15 protein-coding genes and 1 pseudogene are annotated in these 14964 nt (G+C 71.0%); 9 read left to right on the plus strand and 7 right to left on the minus strand.

Annotation, left to right across the window (positions count from 1 at the left end; all coding sequences use genetic code 11):
• The first annotated feature begins 49 nt into the window (after positions 1–49).
• Positions 50–1144 carry an NAD(P) transhydrogenase subunit alpha gene (locus QFW80_RS17235; RefSeq protein WP_280603341.1) on the plus strand — a complete coding sequence of 365 codons (1095 nt, stop codon included), beginning with the start codon at positions 50–52 and terminating at the stop codon, positions 1142–1144.
• Positions 1145–1332: 188 nt separating this feature from the next.
• Here the strand turns inward: QFW80_RS17235 and QFW80_RS17240 are convergent, their stop codons facing one another.
• From QFW80_RS17240 to QFW80_RS17250, 3 genes are read right to left on the minus strand one after another with little or no spacing between them, the layout of a single operon-like run.
• Positions 1333–1767, minus strand: coding sequence for a DUF3106 domain-containing protein (locus QFW80_RS17240; RefSeq protein WP_280603342.1), 435 nt, complete (start codon positions 1765–1767; stop codon positions 1333–1335).
• A 3-nt stretch (positions 1768–1770) separates the two neighbouring features.
• A complete protein-coding gene (locus tag QFW80_RS17245) occupies positions 1771–2145 on the minus strand; it encodes a hypothetical protein (protein WP_280603343.1) in 375 nt (124 codons plus the stop codon).
• Positions 2142–2726 (minus strand): RNA polymerase sigma factor, encoded by a 585-nt coding sequence (locus QFW80_RS17250; protein WP_280603412.1) that lies wholly within the window; start codon positions 2724–2726, stop codon positions 2142–2144. The genes QFW80_RS17245 and QFW80_RS17250 overlap by 4 nt, the downstream gene beginning before the upstream one ends.
• A 174-nt stretch (positions 2727–2900) precedes the next feature.
• Between QFW80_RS17250 and QFW80_RS17255 the strand changes: the two genes are divergently transcribed.
• Both QFW80_RS17255 and QFW80_RS17260 read left to right on the plus strand, forming a co-directional pair.
• Entirely contained in the window at positions 2901–3215 is a 315-nt protein-coding gene (locus QFW80_RS17255; protein WP_280603414.1) for an NAD(P) transhydrogenase subunit alpha part 2, read from the plus strand.
• Positions 3212–4612, plus strand: a complete 1401-nt coding sequence (locus tag QFW80_RS17260) for an NAD(P)(+) transhydrogenase (Re/Si-specific) subunit beta (protein WP_280603345.1) — start codon at positions 3212–3214, stop codon at positions 4610–4612. Before QFW80_RS17255 ends, QFW80_RS17260 begins: the two co-directional genes overlap by 4 nt.
• Positions 4613–4687: 75 nt before the next feature.
• Here QFW80_RS17260 and QFW80_RS17265 read toward each other — a convergent pair whose 3' ends face one another.
• Positions 4688–5098, minus strand: a complete 411-nt coding sequence (locus QFW80_RS17265) for a hypothetical protein (protein ID WP_280603347.1) — start codon at positions 5096–5098, stop codon at positions 4688–4690.
• 98 nt (positions 5099–5196) lie between these two features.
• On the opposite strand from QFW80_RS17265, the gene sufT reads away from it, so the two are divergent.
• From sufT to QFW80_RS17290, 4 genes are all read left to right on the plus strand, one after another.
• Complete coding sequence (gene sufT / locus QFW80_RS17270; RefSeq protein ID WP_280603349.1) at positions 5197–5748, plus strand: putative Fe-S cluster assembly protein SufT; 552 nt, start codon at positions 5197–5199, stop codon at positions 5746–5748.
• 254 nt (positions 5749–6002) lie between these two features.
• Positions 6003–8345 (plus strand): S8 family serine peptidase, encoded by a 2343-nt coding sequence (locus QFW80_RS17275; protein WP_425603604.1) that lies wholly within the window; start codon positions 6003–6005, stop codon positions 8343–8345.
• Between the two features lie 117 nt (positions 8346–8462).
• Positions 8463–10784, plus strand: a complete 2322-nt coding sequence (locus QFW80_RS17285) for a proprotein convertase P-domain-containing protein (RefSeq protein WP_280603351.1) — start codon at positions 8463–8465, stop codon at positions 10782–10784.
• Between the two features lie 278 nt (positions 10785–11062).
• Positions 11063–11434, plus strand: a complete 372-nt coding sequence (locus QFW80_RS17290) for a hypothetical protein (RefSeq protein WP_280603353.1) — start codon at positions 11063–11065, stop codon at positions 11432–11434.
• Between the two features lie 36 nt (positions 11435–11470).
• Here QFW80_RS17290 and QFW80_RS17295 read toward each other — a convergent pair whose 3' ends face one another.
• The 3 genes from QFW80_RS17295 to wrbA all read right to left on the minus strand — a co-directional run bounded on the left by QFW80_RS17295 (position 11471) and on the right by wrbA (position 12979).
• Positions 11471–11962 carry an asparaginase domain-containing protein gene (locus QFW80_RS17295; protein ID WP_280603355.1) on the minus strand — a complete coding sequence of 164 codons (492 nt, stop codon included), beginning with the start codon at positions 11960–11962 and terminating at the stop codon, positions 11471–11473.
• A gap of 79 nt (positions 11963–12041) precedes the next feature.
• Positions 12042–12392 (minus strand): DUF2069 domain-containing protein, encoded by a 351-nt coding sequence (locus QFW80_RS17300; RefSeq protein ID WP_280603357.1) that lies wholly within the window; start codon positions 12390–12392, stop codon positions 12042–12044.
• Positions 12389–12979, minus strand: coding sequence for an NAD(P)H:quinone oxidoreductase (wrbA, locus tag QFW80_RS17305; RefSeq protein ID WP_280603359.1), 591 nt, complete (start codon positions 12977–12979; stop codon positions 12389–12391). Before wrbA ends, QFW80_RS17300 begins: the two co-directional genes overlap by 4 nt.
• A gap of 89 nt (positions 12980–13068) precedes the next feature.
• Between wrbA and QFW80_RS17310 the strand changes: the two genes are divergently transcribed.
• Both QFW80_RS17310 and QFW80_RS17315 read left to right on the plus strand, forming a co-directional pair.
• A complete protein-coding gene (locus QFW80_RS17310) occupies positions 13069–14343 on the plus strand; it encodes a YihY family inner membrane protein (RefSeq protein ID WP_280603361.1) in 1275 nt (424 codons plus the stop codon).
• Positions 14340–14921 (plus strand): annotated as a pseudogene (locus QFW80_RS17315) (TlpA family protein disulfide reductase); the annotation flags it as partial. The gene QFW80_RS17310 and the pseudogene QFW80_RS17315, both read left to right, overlap by 4 nt.
• Between the last annotated feature and the right edge of the window lie 43 nt (positions 14922–14964).

The raw sequence follows: 14964 nt of genomic DNA on the forward strand, positions 1-14964 counted from the left end.
GGTGGCCGATTCGCTAGGATGGCGTCGACAGTCGCGGGGAGCGCAATGCATGGCGGTGACCATCGGGGTGGCGTGCGAGCACGCGGCGGGCGAACGGCGCGTGGCACTGACGCCGGAGACGGCGAAGAAGCTGGTGGCGGCCGGGGCCCGCGTGCGTGTCGAGCAGGGGCTTGGGCGGTTCGCGCGCTTCACCGACCAGGCCTACGTGGAGGCCGGCGCCGAGGTGGTGCAGGGCGATGCGCTAGTCGATGCCGACGTGGTGCTGTGCGTGCAGCCGCCGCCCGCCACCTCGATCGCCGCGATGAAGGCCGGCACGGTGCTGGTGGGTGCGCTGCAGCCGCAGGCCGACGAGGCGCGCGGAGCCGCGATCCGCGAGGCCGGCGTCGTCGCCTTCCCGCTCGAACGCCTGCCGCGGACCACCCGCGCACAGGCGATGGACATCCTCAGTTCGCAGGCCGGCATGGCCGGCTACAAGGCGGTGCTGATCGCCGCGCAGCTGGCGCCGCGCTTCTTCCCGATGCTGACCACCGCGGCCGGGACCATCCGGCCGACCAAGGTGCTGATCGTCGGCGCGGGCGTGGCCGGGCTGCAGGCCGTGGCCACGGCGCGCCGCCTGGGCGCGCAGGTGGAATGTTTCGACGTGCGCCCGGAAACGCGCGAACAGATCGAATCGCTGGGCGGCAGGTTCCTCGACCTCGGCGTCAGCGCAGCGGGCGAGGGCGGCTATGCGCGCCAGCTCACCGACGAGGAGCGGGCGCTGCAGCAGCAGCGCCTGGCCGAGCATCTGAAGGGCATCGACGTGATCGTCTGCACCGCGGCCGTGCCGGGGCGACCGGCGCCGAAGATCATCAGCGCGGCAATGGTGGCGGGCATGAAGCCCGGCAGCGTGGTGGTCGACCTGGCCGCCGAGACCGGCGGCAACTGCGAGCTGACCGAACGCGGGCAGACCATCGAGACCGGCAATGGCGTGGTCGTGGCCGGGCCGGTCGACCTCGCCAGCCAGGGCGCGCTGCACGCGAGCGAGATGTTCGCCCGCAACCTCTACAACTTCGTTTCGCTGCTGCTGCGCGACGGCACGCTCGCGTTCGACTGGGACGACGAACTGCTCGCGAAGACGGTGTGGCCGGAGCGCGCGACCGGCTGAGCGCGGCGAGCCGGCGGGACATCGGTTGCGGCGCCGCGCCTATCCGCGGGCCGAGGTGACACCGGGCGGACGATGGTGTCCGCAGGCGACTGCCGGCTGCGCGTGACTCCCCCAGGGAACCGCGTCCCCGGGGCTCGTGCCTGTCGGCGGTCGCGGGGTGCGCCGCGTGACCACGCAGCGGTGACCGGTCAGGGATCTCCAGCGCGATCGCGCGGCGGATGCGCGTCGACCCAGGCCTTGCGTTCGTCCGGCCCCATCGCCTTCCAGCGCTGCACCATCGCCTTGCGCTCGGCCTCGGGCAGCGTCTGCAGGTGTTCGAACAGGGCCCGTGCCTGCTCGCGCTTCTCGGGCGGCATGTCGCGCCAGCGCTTCATGCCGTGGCGGGCGTGCTTGCGCTGCTCGGGCGTCATGGCCTGCCAGCGCTGCGCGTGGTCGAGCATGTGCTGGCGTTTGGCGGGCGGGCTGTTGTTCCAGCGCTCGCGTACCGGCGCCAGCAGCAGGTCCCGCTGCTGGGGCGTGAGCTGGTCCCACGCCGGCAGCGCGTCGGCCGCGGTCGATTGCGCGAACGCGGCGAGCGGCGCGAGCGCCAGGCACAGGACGATCAGGCGGGTTCGCAGCGGCATGGGTCACTCCATCGCGAGCAGGTCGGCATCGCCCGAGGCGAGCCAGATATAGAAGTCGGGATTCTGGTCGAGGTCGTCGAGCACGCCCTCGATCCCGGGGTCGGTGGTCACCGCGAGCGGCGGCGCGGCCTGCGGTGCGGGGCCGTCGCCCGACGAGCGCAGTCCGATGCCGAGTCCGGCGGCGACCACCAGCAGCGACGCGAACGCGGCCGCGGGCAGGCGCCAGCGCGTGGGGCGCGCGGACGCCGTGTCCAGCGCCGCGTGGCGGCGGCGATGCAGCTGCGCGAGCGTCGCGGCGGACACGTGCGCCACCGCGTTGGCGTGCGCGGCGCGCATCGCCTGGTCGAAGCGGGCGTGGCCGCGGTCTTCGGGGATCATCGGAATTCCTCCAGTTGCTTCTGCAGGGCGTCGCGCGCGCGGAACAGGTGGGTCTTCACCGATCCCTCGCTGCAGCCCATGATCTTCGCGGTCGTCTCGACATCCATCTCCTCGAGCACGCGCAGGGTGAAGGCTTCGCGCTGGCGCGCGGGCAGGCCGCGCAGCGCCTGCGCCAGCCGGCTCCAGGCCTCGCGGCCATCGTGCGCGCGCGCGGGGTCGGGCGTGGTCTCGTCGGCCCAGTCGATCTCGCCGCCGTCGGCATCGCGCGCATCGCTGAGCCATGTCAGCCGGAACGTGCGCCTGCGCTGCACGTCGATGATCCGGCTCCGCAGCACCGACCAGAACAGCGGCGTCCACTCGGCCGGCGGGCGGTCGCGGTAGCCGAGCATCTTCGCCATCGCGTCCTGCACCGCGTCGAGCGCATCGTCGCGGTGGCGCAGCCCCAGTTCGGCGAAGCGGAACGCGCGCGCCGACACGCCGGACAGGAACTGTTCGAGCGTCGCCGGCAACGCGGCGACCGGGGCGGGGGCGGCGTCGGGAATGTCCACGGACGCCAGCGTACCCGCGCGGGCATCCGGCATCGGCGTCGGGCCGCCGTGGCTCATGTCGAATCCACCGTCCATCGGTCTGGTTGCACTCGAAACTCCGCAGGTCCGTGTGGGGAACGCCTGCGGGTGGTGCGGGTTGACCGCAGCCGGCGCGGTTCAGCCCCGGTTATGATGCCGGGCATCCGCAGCGCAGCCGGGGAGTGGGGGATGATCGACGGGTTCGTGGCCTTGTACATCTTCATGCTGGCGGCGATCGCCGGGCACGTGATCATTTCGCGGGTGCCGGTGATCCTGCACACGCCGCTCATGTCGGGCAGCAACTTCATCCACGGCATCGTGCTGATCGGCGCGATGGTGGTGCTGGGGCACGCGGACACCACGCTGGAAAAGGCAATCGGCTTCGTGGCGGTGCTGATGGGGGCGGGCAATGCGGCCGGCGGCTATGTCGTGACCGAGCGGATGCTGGAGATGTTCAAGTCTTCGAAGCCGGCCGCATCGAAGGGCGCCGGGGGCGGGACGTGAGCGGCGCCGGCCTGGTCGACCTGCTGGTCAAGTCCAGCTATCTGGTGGCGGCGACGCTGTTCCTGCTCGGCCTGCAGCGCATGGCCTCGCCCAAGACCGCGCGCAGCGGCATCCGCTGGGCCGGGCTGGGCATGGTGATCGCCACCGTCGCCACGTTCTTCCTGCCGGACCTGCACAACGTGCCGCTGATCCTGGCCGCGATCGCGATCGGCACCGCGCTGGCGTGGGTTTCGGGCAAGAAGGTCGCCATCACCGACATGCCGCAGATGGTGGCGCTGTACAACGGCCTCGGCGGCGGCTCGGCGGCGGCGATCGGCGGCGTCGAGCTGCTGCGCTGGTCGGCGGCGGGGCAGGCGAGCGGCACGGTGCCGCTGGTGCTCGCGGTGCTGGGCGGGTTGATCGGTTCGGTGGCGCTGTCGGGCTCGGTGATCGCCTGGGCCAAGCTCGACGGGCGCATGGACAAGCGCTACGCCTTCCCCGGCATGCAGGTGTTCAATTTCCTGGTGTTCGCCGCCGCCATCGTGCTCGGCGGGCTGGTGGTGTGGTCGCTGGGAGTGCACTGGATCGTCGCGTTCTTCCTGGTGGCGCTGGCGCTGGGCGTGCTGATGACCCTGCCGATCGGCGGCGCCGACATGCCGGTGGTGATCTCGCTGTACAACGCGCTGACCGGCCTGGCGGTGGCGTTCGAGGGCTACGTGCTCGGCAACGAGGCGCTGATCATCGCCGGCATGATGGTGGGCGCGGCGGGCATCCTGCTCACGCGGTTGATGGCCAAGGCGATGAACCGCTCGATCCGGAGCGTGCTGTTCTCCAACTTCGGCGGCGGCGGCGCGGCGGCGGCGGAGATCAGCGGCACCCAGAAGCCGATCGAGGCCGCCGACGTCGCGGCGATGATGGCCTTCGCCGAGCGCGTGGTGATCGTGCCCGGCTACGGCATGGCCGTGGCCCAGGCGCAGCACAAGATCTGGGAACTGACCCAGCGCCTGATCGAGCGCGGGGTGAAGGTGAAGTTCGCGATCCACCCCGTGGCCGGGCGCATGCCCGGGCACATGAACGTGCTGCTGGCCGAGGCCGGCGTGCCCTACGACCTGATCGCCGACATGGACGACATCAACCCCGAGTTCGCCAACACCGACGTCTCGCTGGTGATCGGCGCCAACGACGTGGTCAACCCGGTCGCGAAGACCGACCCGGCCAGCCCGATCTACGGCATGCCGATCCTGGACGTGGTCAATTCGAAGAACACGATCGTCATCAAGCGCGGCAAGGGCACCGGGTTCGCGGGCATCGAGAACGCCCTGTTCTACGCCGACAACACGCGCATGCTCTACGGCGACGGCAGCGAGATGGCGAACGCGCTGGTGAGCGAGCTCAAGGCGCTCGACGGCGGCCACTAGGCGCGCGCGCGGTCTGCGCCGGCCAGCGAACGCGGCACCCCGCGTGGCGATCGGTTCGCGGATCGGCCTCGCGCGTCAGCGCGACGCGACCGCGGCCGCGACCAGCGCCAACAGGATCCAGGCCATGTCCGCCGGGCTGTTGGACAGCTGCACCAGCAGCCAGGCGAAGCCGCTGCCGAGCTTGAGCATCGATTCCCACGGCAGCAGGCCCATGTAGCCGCCGAGCCAGGCGGCGACGATGCCCCAGTTCGCCGCGACCACCGCCAGCAGCGTCGAGGCCAGCCCGAGCGCCGCCCGGGCGAGCCCCGGGCGCAGCCGCACCAGGCGCACGATCAGGGCCGCGTCGGCCGCGGCCACCAGCGCCATCCAGCTGCTCTGCGCGTCCAGCGCCATGGCCACCAGCACCCAGGCCGCGGCGGCGCCGAGGCTGCCCAGCAGCAGCCAGCCGAGGGCGAAGGCGGATGACGCGGGGCGCGCTGGCGGCATGCGGAAGGCTGCGTTGCAGGAAGGCCGCTCAGGATAGCCGGGCCGCGGCGATACAATGACCGGCTTGCACGACGGGCCTTCGCCCCCATCCAGCCTCCATGTATTCCCGCAGCAGCGAACCGGTGCGCTTCGAGCGCGACAGCGAGGCCGTCCTGGTCCCCCAGGGCGAGGCCGTGACCCTGCCCGCGGGCAGCGTCGGCTACATCACCCAGGCGCTGGGCGGAAGCTGGACGGTGTTCGTGGAAGGCAACCTGTTCCGGATCGCCGGCAAGGACGCCGATGCGATCGGCAAGGAACCGCCCGAGCCGCTGGCGCTGCCTGACGGCGCCGACGACGCCGCGGTCGAGCAGCTGGTGTGGAAGCAGCTGCGCACCTGCTTCGACCCGGAGATCCCGATCAACGTGGTCGACCTCGGCCTCGTCTACGAGGCGGTGGTCCGCCCATTGCCCGCAGGCGAGCGCGCGGTGGACGTGAAGATGACCCTGACCGCGCCGGGCTGCGGCATGGGCGACGTGCTGGTCGAGGACGTGCGCAGCAAGCTCGAACTGATCCCCACCGTGGCCGAGGCCGACGTCGAACTGGTGTTCGACCCGCCGTGGAACCGGACCATGATGTCCGAGGCAGCGCGCCTCGAGACCGGGATGCTGTAGGGCAGCAGACAGCGCTCGACATCGCGGAATCGTGACTTGTGTCTCGATTTCACATGCAACTGATTCCCAAGTGCCCGTTGCGGCACGGTTCAGCTGTCGTGTAGCGTCAGTTTGCGGACGGTTATGTCAGTCCGCATTCACGTCGAATGACGCGAGACACAGGGATGTTCCACGCTCGACCACCCTCAGGTCCCGTGCCGGCCGGCCCGATCGCCGCCCCAGGCGGCTCTTTCGTTTCCGGGGGTCACCAGTCCATGTCCAGCCAGTCCAACCGCCGCATGCGCCTGCATGCCCTCGCGGCCGCCACCGCGCTCGCCCTCACCGCCGCCATCGCGTCGCCCGCGATGGCCGGCCGGGTCGAGCTGAGCGGGCTGCAGTCCGATACCGCGTTCGACCAGTTCATCGTCAAGTACCGGTCCGATGCGCCGGCCGCCACCGATGCCGCCGCACGCAAGCGCGGGCTGGACGCCGCCGCGGCCGCGGTCGTGAGTGGCTCGCAGGCGCTGCGCGGGCTGCCGCGCGGCACTGCGCTGGGCCTGGCGCACCAGCGCCGGATGGCAGTCGGCGCCGACGTGCTCAAGGCCAGCCGCAAGCTCGACCGGGTCGATGCAGAGACCCTGATGCGCGCGCTCGCCGCGCACCCGGACGTCGAGTACGTCGAGGTCGACAAGATCAACCGGCCGGTGTTCACCCCGAACGATCCGCAGTTCGGCCAGCAATACGGCTTCGGCACCGGCGCCGGTGGTATCCGCGCCACCGAGGCCTGGGACGTCACCAGCGGCGCCGGCGCGGTGGTCGCCGTGCTCGACACCGGCATCACCAGCCACCCCGACCTCAACGCCAACGTGCTGCCGGGCTACGACTTCATCATCGACACCGCGGTCGCCGGCGACGGCAACGGCCGCGACGCTGATCCCAGCGACCCGGGCGACTACTACGGCGGCGACCCGTCCAGCTGGCATGGCACCCATGTGGCCGGAACGGTCGCGGCGGTGACCAACAACGGGGTCGGCGTCGCCGGCACCGCCTACAGCGCCAAGGTGGTGCCGGTGCGCGTGCTCGGCCGCGGCGGCGGTTACGACTCGGACATCGCCGACGCGGTGATCTGGGCCTCCGGCGGCAGCGTCAGCGGCGTGCCGGCCAACGCCAATCCGGCCGAGGCGATCAACCTCAGCCTGGGCGGCAGCGGCAGTTGCGGCAGCGCCATGCAGAGCGCGATCAACGGCGCGGTGAGCCGCGGCTCGACCGTGGTCATCGCCGCCGGCAACAGCAACGCGAACGTCTCCGGCTTCTCGCCGGCCAACTGCAACAACGTCATCGCCGTCGGGTCCAACACCAGCACCGGTGCGCGCTCCAGCTTCTCCAACTACGGCGCTCTGGTGGACATCTCGGCGCCTGGCTCGAGCATCGTCTCGACCCTCAACAGCGGCAGCGCGGGACCGGGTTCGCCGAACTACGCCAGCTACAGCGGCACCTCGATGGCGGCGCCGCACGTGGCCGGCGTGGTCGCGCTGATGCAGTCGGTGGCGTCCACGCCGCTCACCCCGGCGCAGGTGGAGGCCACGATCAAGAGCACCGCGCGCGCATTCCCCTCCACGCCCTCGCAGCCGATCGGCGCCGGCATCGTCAATGCCCGCGCAGCGGTCGATGCGGTCGGCGGCGGCAGCGGAGGCAACACCCCGCCCAGCGCGAACTTCAGCGCCTCGCCCAGCGGCCTGACGGTGCAGTTCACCGACACTTCCAGCGACAGCGACGGCTCGATCGCATCGCGCAGCTGGAACTTCGGCGACGGCACCACCTCGACCGCCGCCAACCCGTCCAAGACCTACGCCGCCGCGGGCACCTACAGCGTGTCGCTCACCGTGACCGACGACGACGGCGCGACCAACACCCGGACCCAGTCGGTCACGGTCAGCACCAGCGGCGGCGGCAGCGTGCTGCAGAACGGCGTTCCCGTCACGGGCGTGTCCGGCGCCGCCAACAGTGCGCAGTACTGGACCATCGACGTCCCGGCCGACGCCAGCAACCTGGTCATCGCCACCTCGGGCGGCAGCGGCGATGCCGACCTGTACGTGCGCCGCGGCAGCGCGCCGACCACGTCCGCCTACGACTGCCGCCCGTACCGCAGCGGCAATGCCGAGTCCTGCTCGTTCGCCTCGCCGCAGTCGGGCACCTGGCACGTGATGGTGCGCGGCTATTCGGCCTATTCCGGCGTGACCCTGAGCGGGTCTTACACTGCCGGCAGCGGGGGCGGAGCCCAGACCTACAGCAACACGACCGACTACGCCATCGCCGACAACGCCACGGTCGAAAGCCCGATCCCGGTCTCCGGCCGCAGCGGCAACGCGCCTAGCGGCACGCCGGTGGCGGTCGACATCCGCCACACCTACCGCGGCGACCTGAAAGTGGACCTGGTCGCGCCCGACGGCAGTGTCTACGTGCTGCACAACCGCGCCGGCGGCAGCGCCGACAACGTGATCGGCACCTACACACTCAACCTGTCCAGCGAGCCGCTCAACGGCACCTGGCGGCTGCGCGTGAACGACAACTACGCCGGCGACACCGGCTACATCAACAGCTGGAGCATCACGTTCTGATGCAACGGCCTGTGGACATCGCGAGGAGATGACGTGGAAGGGGCGGCACCCGGGCGACCGGCGTGCCGCTTTGCTTTTCCTATGGCGCAAGCCGATCACGAGAGGAGTCGAACGGGAATGAAACGGATTACCGGTTGGATCATCGCGGGCATGCTGTCCGCCGCCGCGGCCCACGCCGCGGCCAGCGACGTGAGGCCAGCGGCCTTCACCGACAGGCTGCCCGCCGAGCACACGGTCGAGGTGCGCAGCATGCCGGGCGTGGATGTCGCCCGCCTGCGGGCCGAGGACGCCAGACGCTCGGCCAAACTGACCAATGCACCGGTTCGCTTCGCCGCCCCGCTCGCGGTCGACATCACCCCGGCCACCGCCGGCGACTGGGACGCAGCGGGAGACCGCCTGGTCTGGCGCCTGCGGGTGCAGTCCAAGGACGCGCTGTCGCTGAACTTCGGCTTCAGCGAATACCACATGCCCGAAGGCGGACACATGCTGGTCTATCCGGCCGGCCTCGGGCGCAACGCGAGCCAGGAACTGATCCGCAGCTTCACCAGCGCCGACAACAAGCCGCACGGCAAGCTGTGGACGCCGGTGGTGCAGGGCGACCACGCCGTGATCGAGGTGGTCGTGCCCAAGGCGCGCGCCGGTGAGCTGCGGCTGCGCCTGACCAGCGTCAACCACGACTACGTCGGTTTCGACGGGCTCGCGCGCAGCGGCCTGGTGCAGCCGTCGGGCGTGTCCGGCAGCTGCAACATCGACGTGGTGTGCCCGGCCGGCGACGGCTGGCGCGACCAGATCCGCTCGGTCGGCGCGTACTCGCGCTTCGGCACGTTCTACTGCACCGGCTCGCTGGTGAACAACACCGCCAACGACCAGTCGATGTACTTCCTGACCGCGAACCACTGCGGCATGGGCACCGCCGACGCGGCGGCCTCGATCGTCGTGTACTGGAACTACCAGAACTCGACCTGCCGCACCCCGGGCAGCGCCGAGAGCGGCGCCAACGGCGACGGCAGCCTGGCGCAGAACCAGACCGGCGCGACCCCGCTGGCCAGCTACGCGACGTCCGACTTCACCCTGCTCGAGCTCGACGCGGCGGCGAATCCCGACTTCGATCTGTACTGGTCGGGCTGGGACCGTCGGGACACGATCTTCCCGGGCGCCACGGGCATCCACCACCCGCGCGTGGCCGAGAAGCGCATCACGCACTCGTCCAATCCGCTCGAGATCAGCGGCTACTTCGCCACCGGCAGCAGCCACCTGCACGTGTTCTGGGACCAGCCCGGCACCACGGAGGGCGGCTCGTCGGGTTCGCCGCTGTACAGCCCGGACGGTCGCGTGATCGGCCAGCTGCACGGTGGCCTGGCGTCCTGCACCACCACCGGCGCGGACCACAGCGATTACTACGGCCGCGTGTTCGTGTCCTGGACCGGCGGCGGCACCAATGCCTCGCGCCTGAGCAACTGGCTGGATCCCGCGGGCACCGGCGCCGAGTTCATCGACGGCCTGGACTCCACCCCGACCGATCCGACGCTCCCGGTCGCGGGCTTCACCTTCACCGCCGAAGAACTGACGGTGACCTTCACCGACACCTCGACCGATGATGACGCCGACACCCTGTCCTGGGCCTGGGACTTCGGCGACGGCAACACCTCCACCGACCAGAATCCGGTCCACACCTACGCCGCCGATGGCAGCTACACCGTCTCTCTGACGGTGACCGACGCCGACGGCAACACGGACACGCACACGGCCACCGTGGACGTGGCGGCGACGCCGGACGCGACCGATCTGGTGAACGGTGAACTGGTGACCGGACTGTCGGGCGCGGCGGGCAGCGACACGCTCTACCGCCTGGTGGTGCCGGAGAATGCCACCGGTCCGCTGACGTTCCGCAGCTACACCGGCAGCGGCAACATCTCGCTGTACGTGAGCCTGGACGAGGTGCCGACCACCGCGGCGTACGACTGGCGTTCGATGCGCCCGGGCAACAACGAGTCGATCGTGATCGCCGACCCCGAGCCGGGCACGTACTACGTGCTGGTGCGCGGGGAAAGCGCCTACGCCGGCGTGCGGATGGTGGCCACCCACGGCCTGAGCGAAACCTACGCCAACGACACGCCGTTCCCGATCCCGGACAACACCCCGGCCGGCATCGAGAGCCCGATCACCGTGTCCGGTGCCAGCGGCAACGCCGCCTCCGAGACCGAGGTGTACGTGAACATCACCCACACCTGGATCGGCGACCTGATCGTGACCCTGGTCGCGCCGGACGGTAGCGAGTACGTGCTGCACAACCGCACCGGCGGCAGCGCCGACAACATCGACGCCACCTACACCGTCGACCTGTCGGGCGAGCCGAAGAACGGCACCTGGCTCTTGCGGGTGTCGGACAACGCCGGCGCCGACACCGGCACGCTCAACCGCTGGAGCATCACGTTCTGATCGGCACTGCACAGGACGTGCAGCGACGCGCGCGGCCCCGGGGGAAATCCCGGGGCCGCTTTCGCATGGGCGCCGACCCGGTGCCCCTGGAGCATTCATCGGCTGCCCACCTACGCCCGGGCAGCATGCATGGCGTCGCCGCACACGCGGCGTACCCCCGTTTTCCCCGAGGAGCCGCCATGCCGCACCTTGAGCCCCCATCGCGCCGGACCGCGGCGTGCGCCTTGCTGACCGCGTGCGTGATCGCCGGATGCGCGGCCGCGACCGGAGACCCACGCATGAACGAACATCCCGCATCCGATCCCCCGACCGCGCATGCGCCTGGCGTGGAGGTCGAGCTGCCGGGCGAAGGCCCGTTCCAGCGCTTCATCGTCCGCTACCGCGCGGACAGCCCCGCGGGACGCGAGTCCGCGAACGTGCCGGAGAAGCTGCGCCAGGCCGCCGCGGCCCTGGATCCGGCCCCCGTGCTGTCGTGGCAGCGGCGCCTGGCGGTCGGCGGCGACGTGTTCACGGTCGACCGGCCGCTGGACAGGGAGCAGGCGCGCCAGCTGATGCAGGCCTTCGCCGCCGATCCCCAGGTGCAGTCGATCGAGGTCGATCGCCGGCTCGGGATCGATCCGCCGCGCCAGATGCGCACGCGCGGGGATTGAGCGCCGGGGCGATCCGCCCGCAGCCGCCCGCCCGGTTCAGTCGTCCAGCGCCTCGAACCGGTTGGCCTCGACGTTCTTGCGCACCCGCGCCGGATCCCAGATGCGGCCGTTCATGGCGATGTACACGCCCGGCGGCAGCGACTGCACCGCGCCCACCGCGGTGCCGATGTTGAACTCGGCATCCGAACCGCGGAAGCGCGCGGGACTGAGCGCGCCGGTGAGCACGATGGTCTTGCCGGGGACGGTGGCCAGGACCTTCGCCGTCTCCACCATCGAATCGGTGCCATGGGTGACGAGCACGTGGCGCGCCTCCTGGGCGGCGATCGTGGCCCGCACCAGCTCGCGGTCGGCATCGTCCAGATGCAGCGAATCCTTGCGCAGGATCGGGATCACGCGGAAGCGGAACGCCACGCCGAGTTCGCCGAGCATGCGGCCGATCTGCGGATCCCCGATCTGGTAGTCCGACTTGTCGTCGAAGTAGATCTTGTCGATCGTGCCGCCGGTGGTGACGATCAGCAGGTCTTCCATCGGGAACCTCCCATCGGCGCGCTCGCGCGCCCGGTAGCGAAAGCGAGGTCGCGCAGGCGCGACGCAGGAATGCGGGAATTCATGTGCTGCGCCTGCCGAAGCGGGCCCGCAGGCCCGGCCAGCTCGACGCGAATACGAGCAGCACCGACAGCGCGGTGGCCGCCAGCGCGAAGCCGCGTTCGCCCGGCTCCGACCACGCCGTCATCACCGCGTGGCAGAACAGCAGCAGGCCGAGCACGCCGGCCCAGAACGCGGCACGCGCGCTGCGCAGCAGGACGCCGAGCAGCAGCACGACCAGCGGCAGCACGAACACCAGCAGCGCCGCCAGCATGTGCCGGTCGCCGGCGAACCACGCCGCGTACAGCGCGGCCAGCGCGGCCAGCGCCGCGGCCAGGCCGGGACGCCTGCGACGCACCGCGCCCTCGATCACTGCAGCCGTCCGGCCAGCGTGGCGATGCGGCGGCCGAGCGCCCGCGCGAGAGTGGACTCGTCCTCGCTGGGCACCGGATCGTCGGCCTGGCCGGCGACGTGGCTGGCGCCATAGGGCGTGCCGCCGGTGCGCGTGCTCGTCAGCTGCGGCTCGGTGTAGGGAATGCCGGCGATCACGCAGCCGTGGTGCAGCAGCGGCATCAGCATCGTCAGCAGGGTGGATTCCTGGCCGCCATGCATCGACGCGGTGGAGGTGAACACGCCCGCGGGCTTGCCGACCAGGGTGCCGCTGGCCCATTCGGCGCTCAGCCCGTCGAGGAAATGCTTCAGCGGCGCGGCCATGTTGCCGAAGCGGGTGGGACTGCCCAGCAGCAGGCCGGCGCATTCGTCCAGGTCGGCCCGTTCGACATAGGGCGCGCCGGAGTCGGGCACCGGTGGCGCGGCCACCTGCGTCACCGGCGCCACCGGCGGCACGGTGCGCAGCCGCGCCGACATGCCCGGTACCTCGCCGATCCCGCGCCCGACCTGACGCGCCAACTGCGCCACCGAGCCGTTGCGGCTGTAGTAGAGCACCAGGATGTCGGGCATGCGCGTCTCCAGCGGTCGGGGCGACATTCTGACAGGCTTTGCCGCGGCCCTCACGGCGCCCGGTGCGCGCGCTTTGCTACGCTTCGCCGATGCAGCCGCTGGCGACGTTCAACCTGTGGATGGACCGCGTGCGGGATCGCGAGCGCGCCGGGACGTTCGCCCGCTTCCTCGCCAGCCGTTTCCTCGACGATCGCCTGTTCCAGGCCGCGGCCGCGCTGGCCTACACCACCATCTTCGCCCTGGTGCCGCTGGCGATCGTGGTGCTGGGCGTGCTCTCGGCGTTCCCGATGTTCGGCGAATGGCGCGACCAGCTGACCGAATACGTGTTCTCCAACTTCGTGCCCAGCGCGGCCAGCACGGTGAAGGAGACCCTGCTGCGGCTGGTGGGCGACGCCACCACGATCACGGTCGCCGGCGCCATCGGCCTGATCGTCTCGCTGCTGATCACGCTCAACAGCATCGAGGCCACGTTCAACCAGATCTGGCGGGTGCCGTCCTCGCGGCCCCAGCTCGGGCGCTTTCTGGTGTACTGGACGGTGCTCACGCTCGGCGCGCTGCTGTCGGCGGCGTCGCTGGCGATGTCGGCGTGGGTGTTCGCGCTGCCGGTGTTCGCCACCAGCGAGGGCCGGCTGCTGTCCGGGCTGGCGCTGCGGGTGGCGCCGGTGCTGATCGAACTGCTGGTGATCACGGCGCTGTACCGGGTGGTGCCGCACCGTTCGGTGGCGCTGCGGCACGCGTTCGCCGGCGCGCTGCTGGCCACCGTGCTGCTGGAACTGGTGAAGTGGGGCCTGGGCATCTACCTCGGCACGTTCACCACCTACCAGCGCATCTACGGCGCGCTGGCGGCGCTGCCGATCCTGATGATCTGGATCTACCTGGGCTGGATCTCGATCCTGCTGGGCGCCTCGTTCGCCTCGGCGGTATCCGCATTCCGTTACCAGCCGGCCTCGATGCGATTGCCCGAAGGCTACGAGCTGTACGGCCTGCTGCGCCTGCTGGGGCGTTTCGCCGAGGCGCGGCGGCGCGGGCGCGGCCTGCACACCGACGACATGCTCGAGCTCGAACCGATGCTCACCGACAGCCAGCTCAAGCAGTTCCTCGCCCAGCTGGCCGGGATCGACCTGCTCAAGCGCGCCGAGAGCGGCGAATGGCTGCTCGCGCGCGACCTCGACACGCTCACGCTCGCCGACCTGTACGAAGCCTGCCAGCTGCGGGTGCCGGTCTCCGAAGCCTGGCTGCCATGCCGCGACGACGCGCTCGGCGCCGCCGCGATCGCCGCACTCGACGAACTCCGACTGCCGCTGCGCGGGCTGCTCAAGCGCAACGTCGCCCACATCCATCCGCCCACAGGTGAAACCGCATGAAACCGCAGGCCCCCGGCGTCTTCCTCCTCGCCCTGTTGCTGGCGGCCTGCCAGCCCGCCACCGGGCCGGCGGCCGATCCCGCCCCGGCGCCGGGAGACGACCCCGCCGCCGCAAATACCGACGCCGAGTCGTCCGATCCCGAACCGGCCGACGCCGGTGGCGACGCCGCGCCGCGTCCCGACGAGCCCGGGCTGAAGGTCGCGACCATCGACGGCAGCGAGTACGACATCGCCGACCACCGCGGCAAGTGGGTCGTCGTGAACTTCTGGGCCACGTGGTGCTCGCCGTGCCTGAAGGAGATGCCCGAGCTGTCGGCACTGCACACCATGCGCGAACACATCAGCGTCGTCGGCCTGGCCTACGAGGAAATCGACGTGCCGTCGATGCAGTCCTTCCTCGCCGAGCATCCGGTGGCGTATCCGATCGCGATCATCGACGTGTACGCGCCGCCCGCGGACTTCGAGACCCCGCGTGGGCTGCCGATGACCTACCTGATCGCGCCCGACGGCAAGGTGGCGCGCCAGTTCCTCGGGCCGGTCACGGCGAAGGAGATCGAGACCGCGATCGAGGGCAGCGGCGGGCCGGCGCTGGAGTCGCTCCCGGGCGCAGCGGCGGATGCGG

Source organism: Luteimonas rhizosphaericola (genome assembly GCF_029888045.1).
In the GTDB taxonomy this organism is placed as follows: domain Bacteria; phylum Pseudomonadota; class Gammaproteobacteria; order Xanthomonadales; family Xanthomonadaceae; genus Luteimonas; species Luteimonas rhizosphaericola.

Coding starts and splice junctions, on each gene's coding strand:
- QFW80_RS17235 (WP_280603341.1), top strand. CDS start 50: ATGGCGGTGACCATCGGGGTGGCGTGCGAGCACGCGGCGGGCGAACGG.
- QFW80_RS17240 (WP_280603342.1), bottom strand. CDS start 1,767: ATGCCGCTGCGAACCCGCCTGATCGTCCTGTGCCTGGCGCTCGCGCCG.
- QFW80_RS17245 (WP_280603343.1), bottom strand. CDS start 2,145: ATGATCCCCGAAGACCGCGGCCACGCCCGCTTCGACCAGGCGATGCGC.
- QFW80_RS17250 (WP_280603412.1), bottom strand. CDS start 2,726: ATGCCGGATGCCCGCGCGGGTACGCTGGCGTCCGTGGACATTCCCGAC.
- QFW80_RS17255 (WP_280603414.1), top strand. CDS start 2,901: ATGATCGACGGGTTCGTGGCCTTGTACATCTTCATGCTGGCGGCGATC.
- QFW80_RS17265 (WP_280603347.1), bottom strand. CDS start 5,098: ATGCCGCCAGCGCGCCCCGCGTCATCCGCCTTCGCCCTCGGCTGGCTG.
- sufT (WP_280603349.1), top strand. CDS start 5,197: ATGTATTCCCGCAGCAGCGAACCGGTGCGCTTCGAGCGCGACAGCGAG.
- QFW80_RS17275 (WP_425603604.1), top strand. CDS start 6,003: ATGTCCAGCCAGTCCAACCGCCGCATGCGCCTGCATGCCCTCGCGGCC.
- QFW80_RS17285 (WP_280603351.1), top strand. CDS start 8,463: ATGAAACGGATTACCGGTTGGATCATCGCGGGCATGCTGTCCGCCGCC.
- QFW80_RS17290 (WP_280603353.1), top strand. CDS start 11,063: ATGAACGAACATCCCGCATCCGATCCCCCGACCGCGCATGCGCCTGGC.
- QFW80_RS17295 (WP_280603355.1), bottom strand. CDS start 11,962: ATGGAAGACCTGCTGATCGTCACCACCGGCGGCACGATCGACAAGATC.
- wrbA (WP_280603359.1), bottom strand. CDS start 12,979: ATGCCCGACATCCTGGTGCTCTACTACAGCCGCAACGGCTCGGTGGCG.
- QFW80_RS17310 (WP_280603361.1), top strand. CDS start 13,069: ATGCAGCCGCTGGCGACGTTCAACCTGTGGATGGACCGCGTGCGGGAT.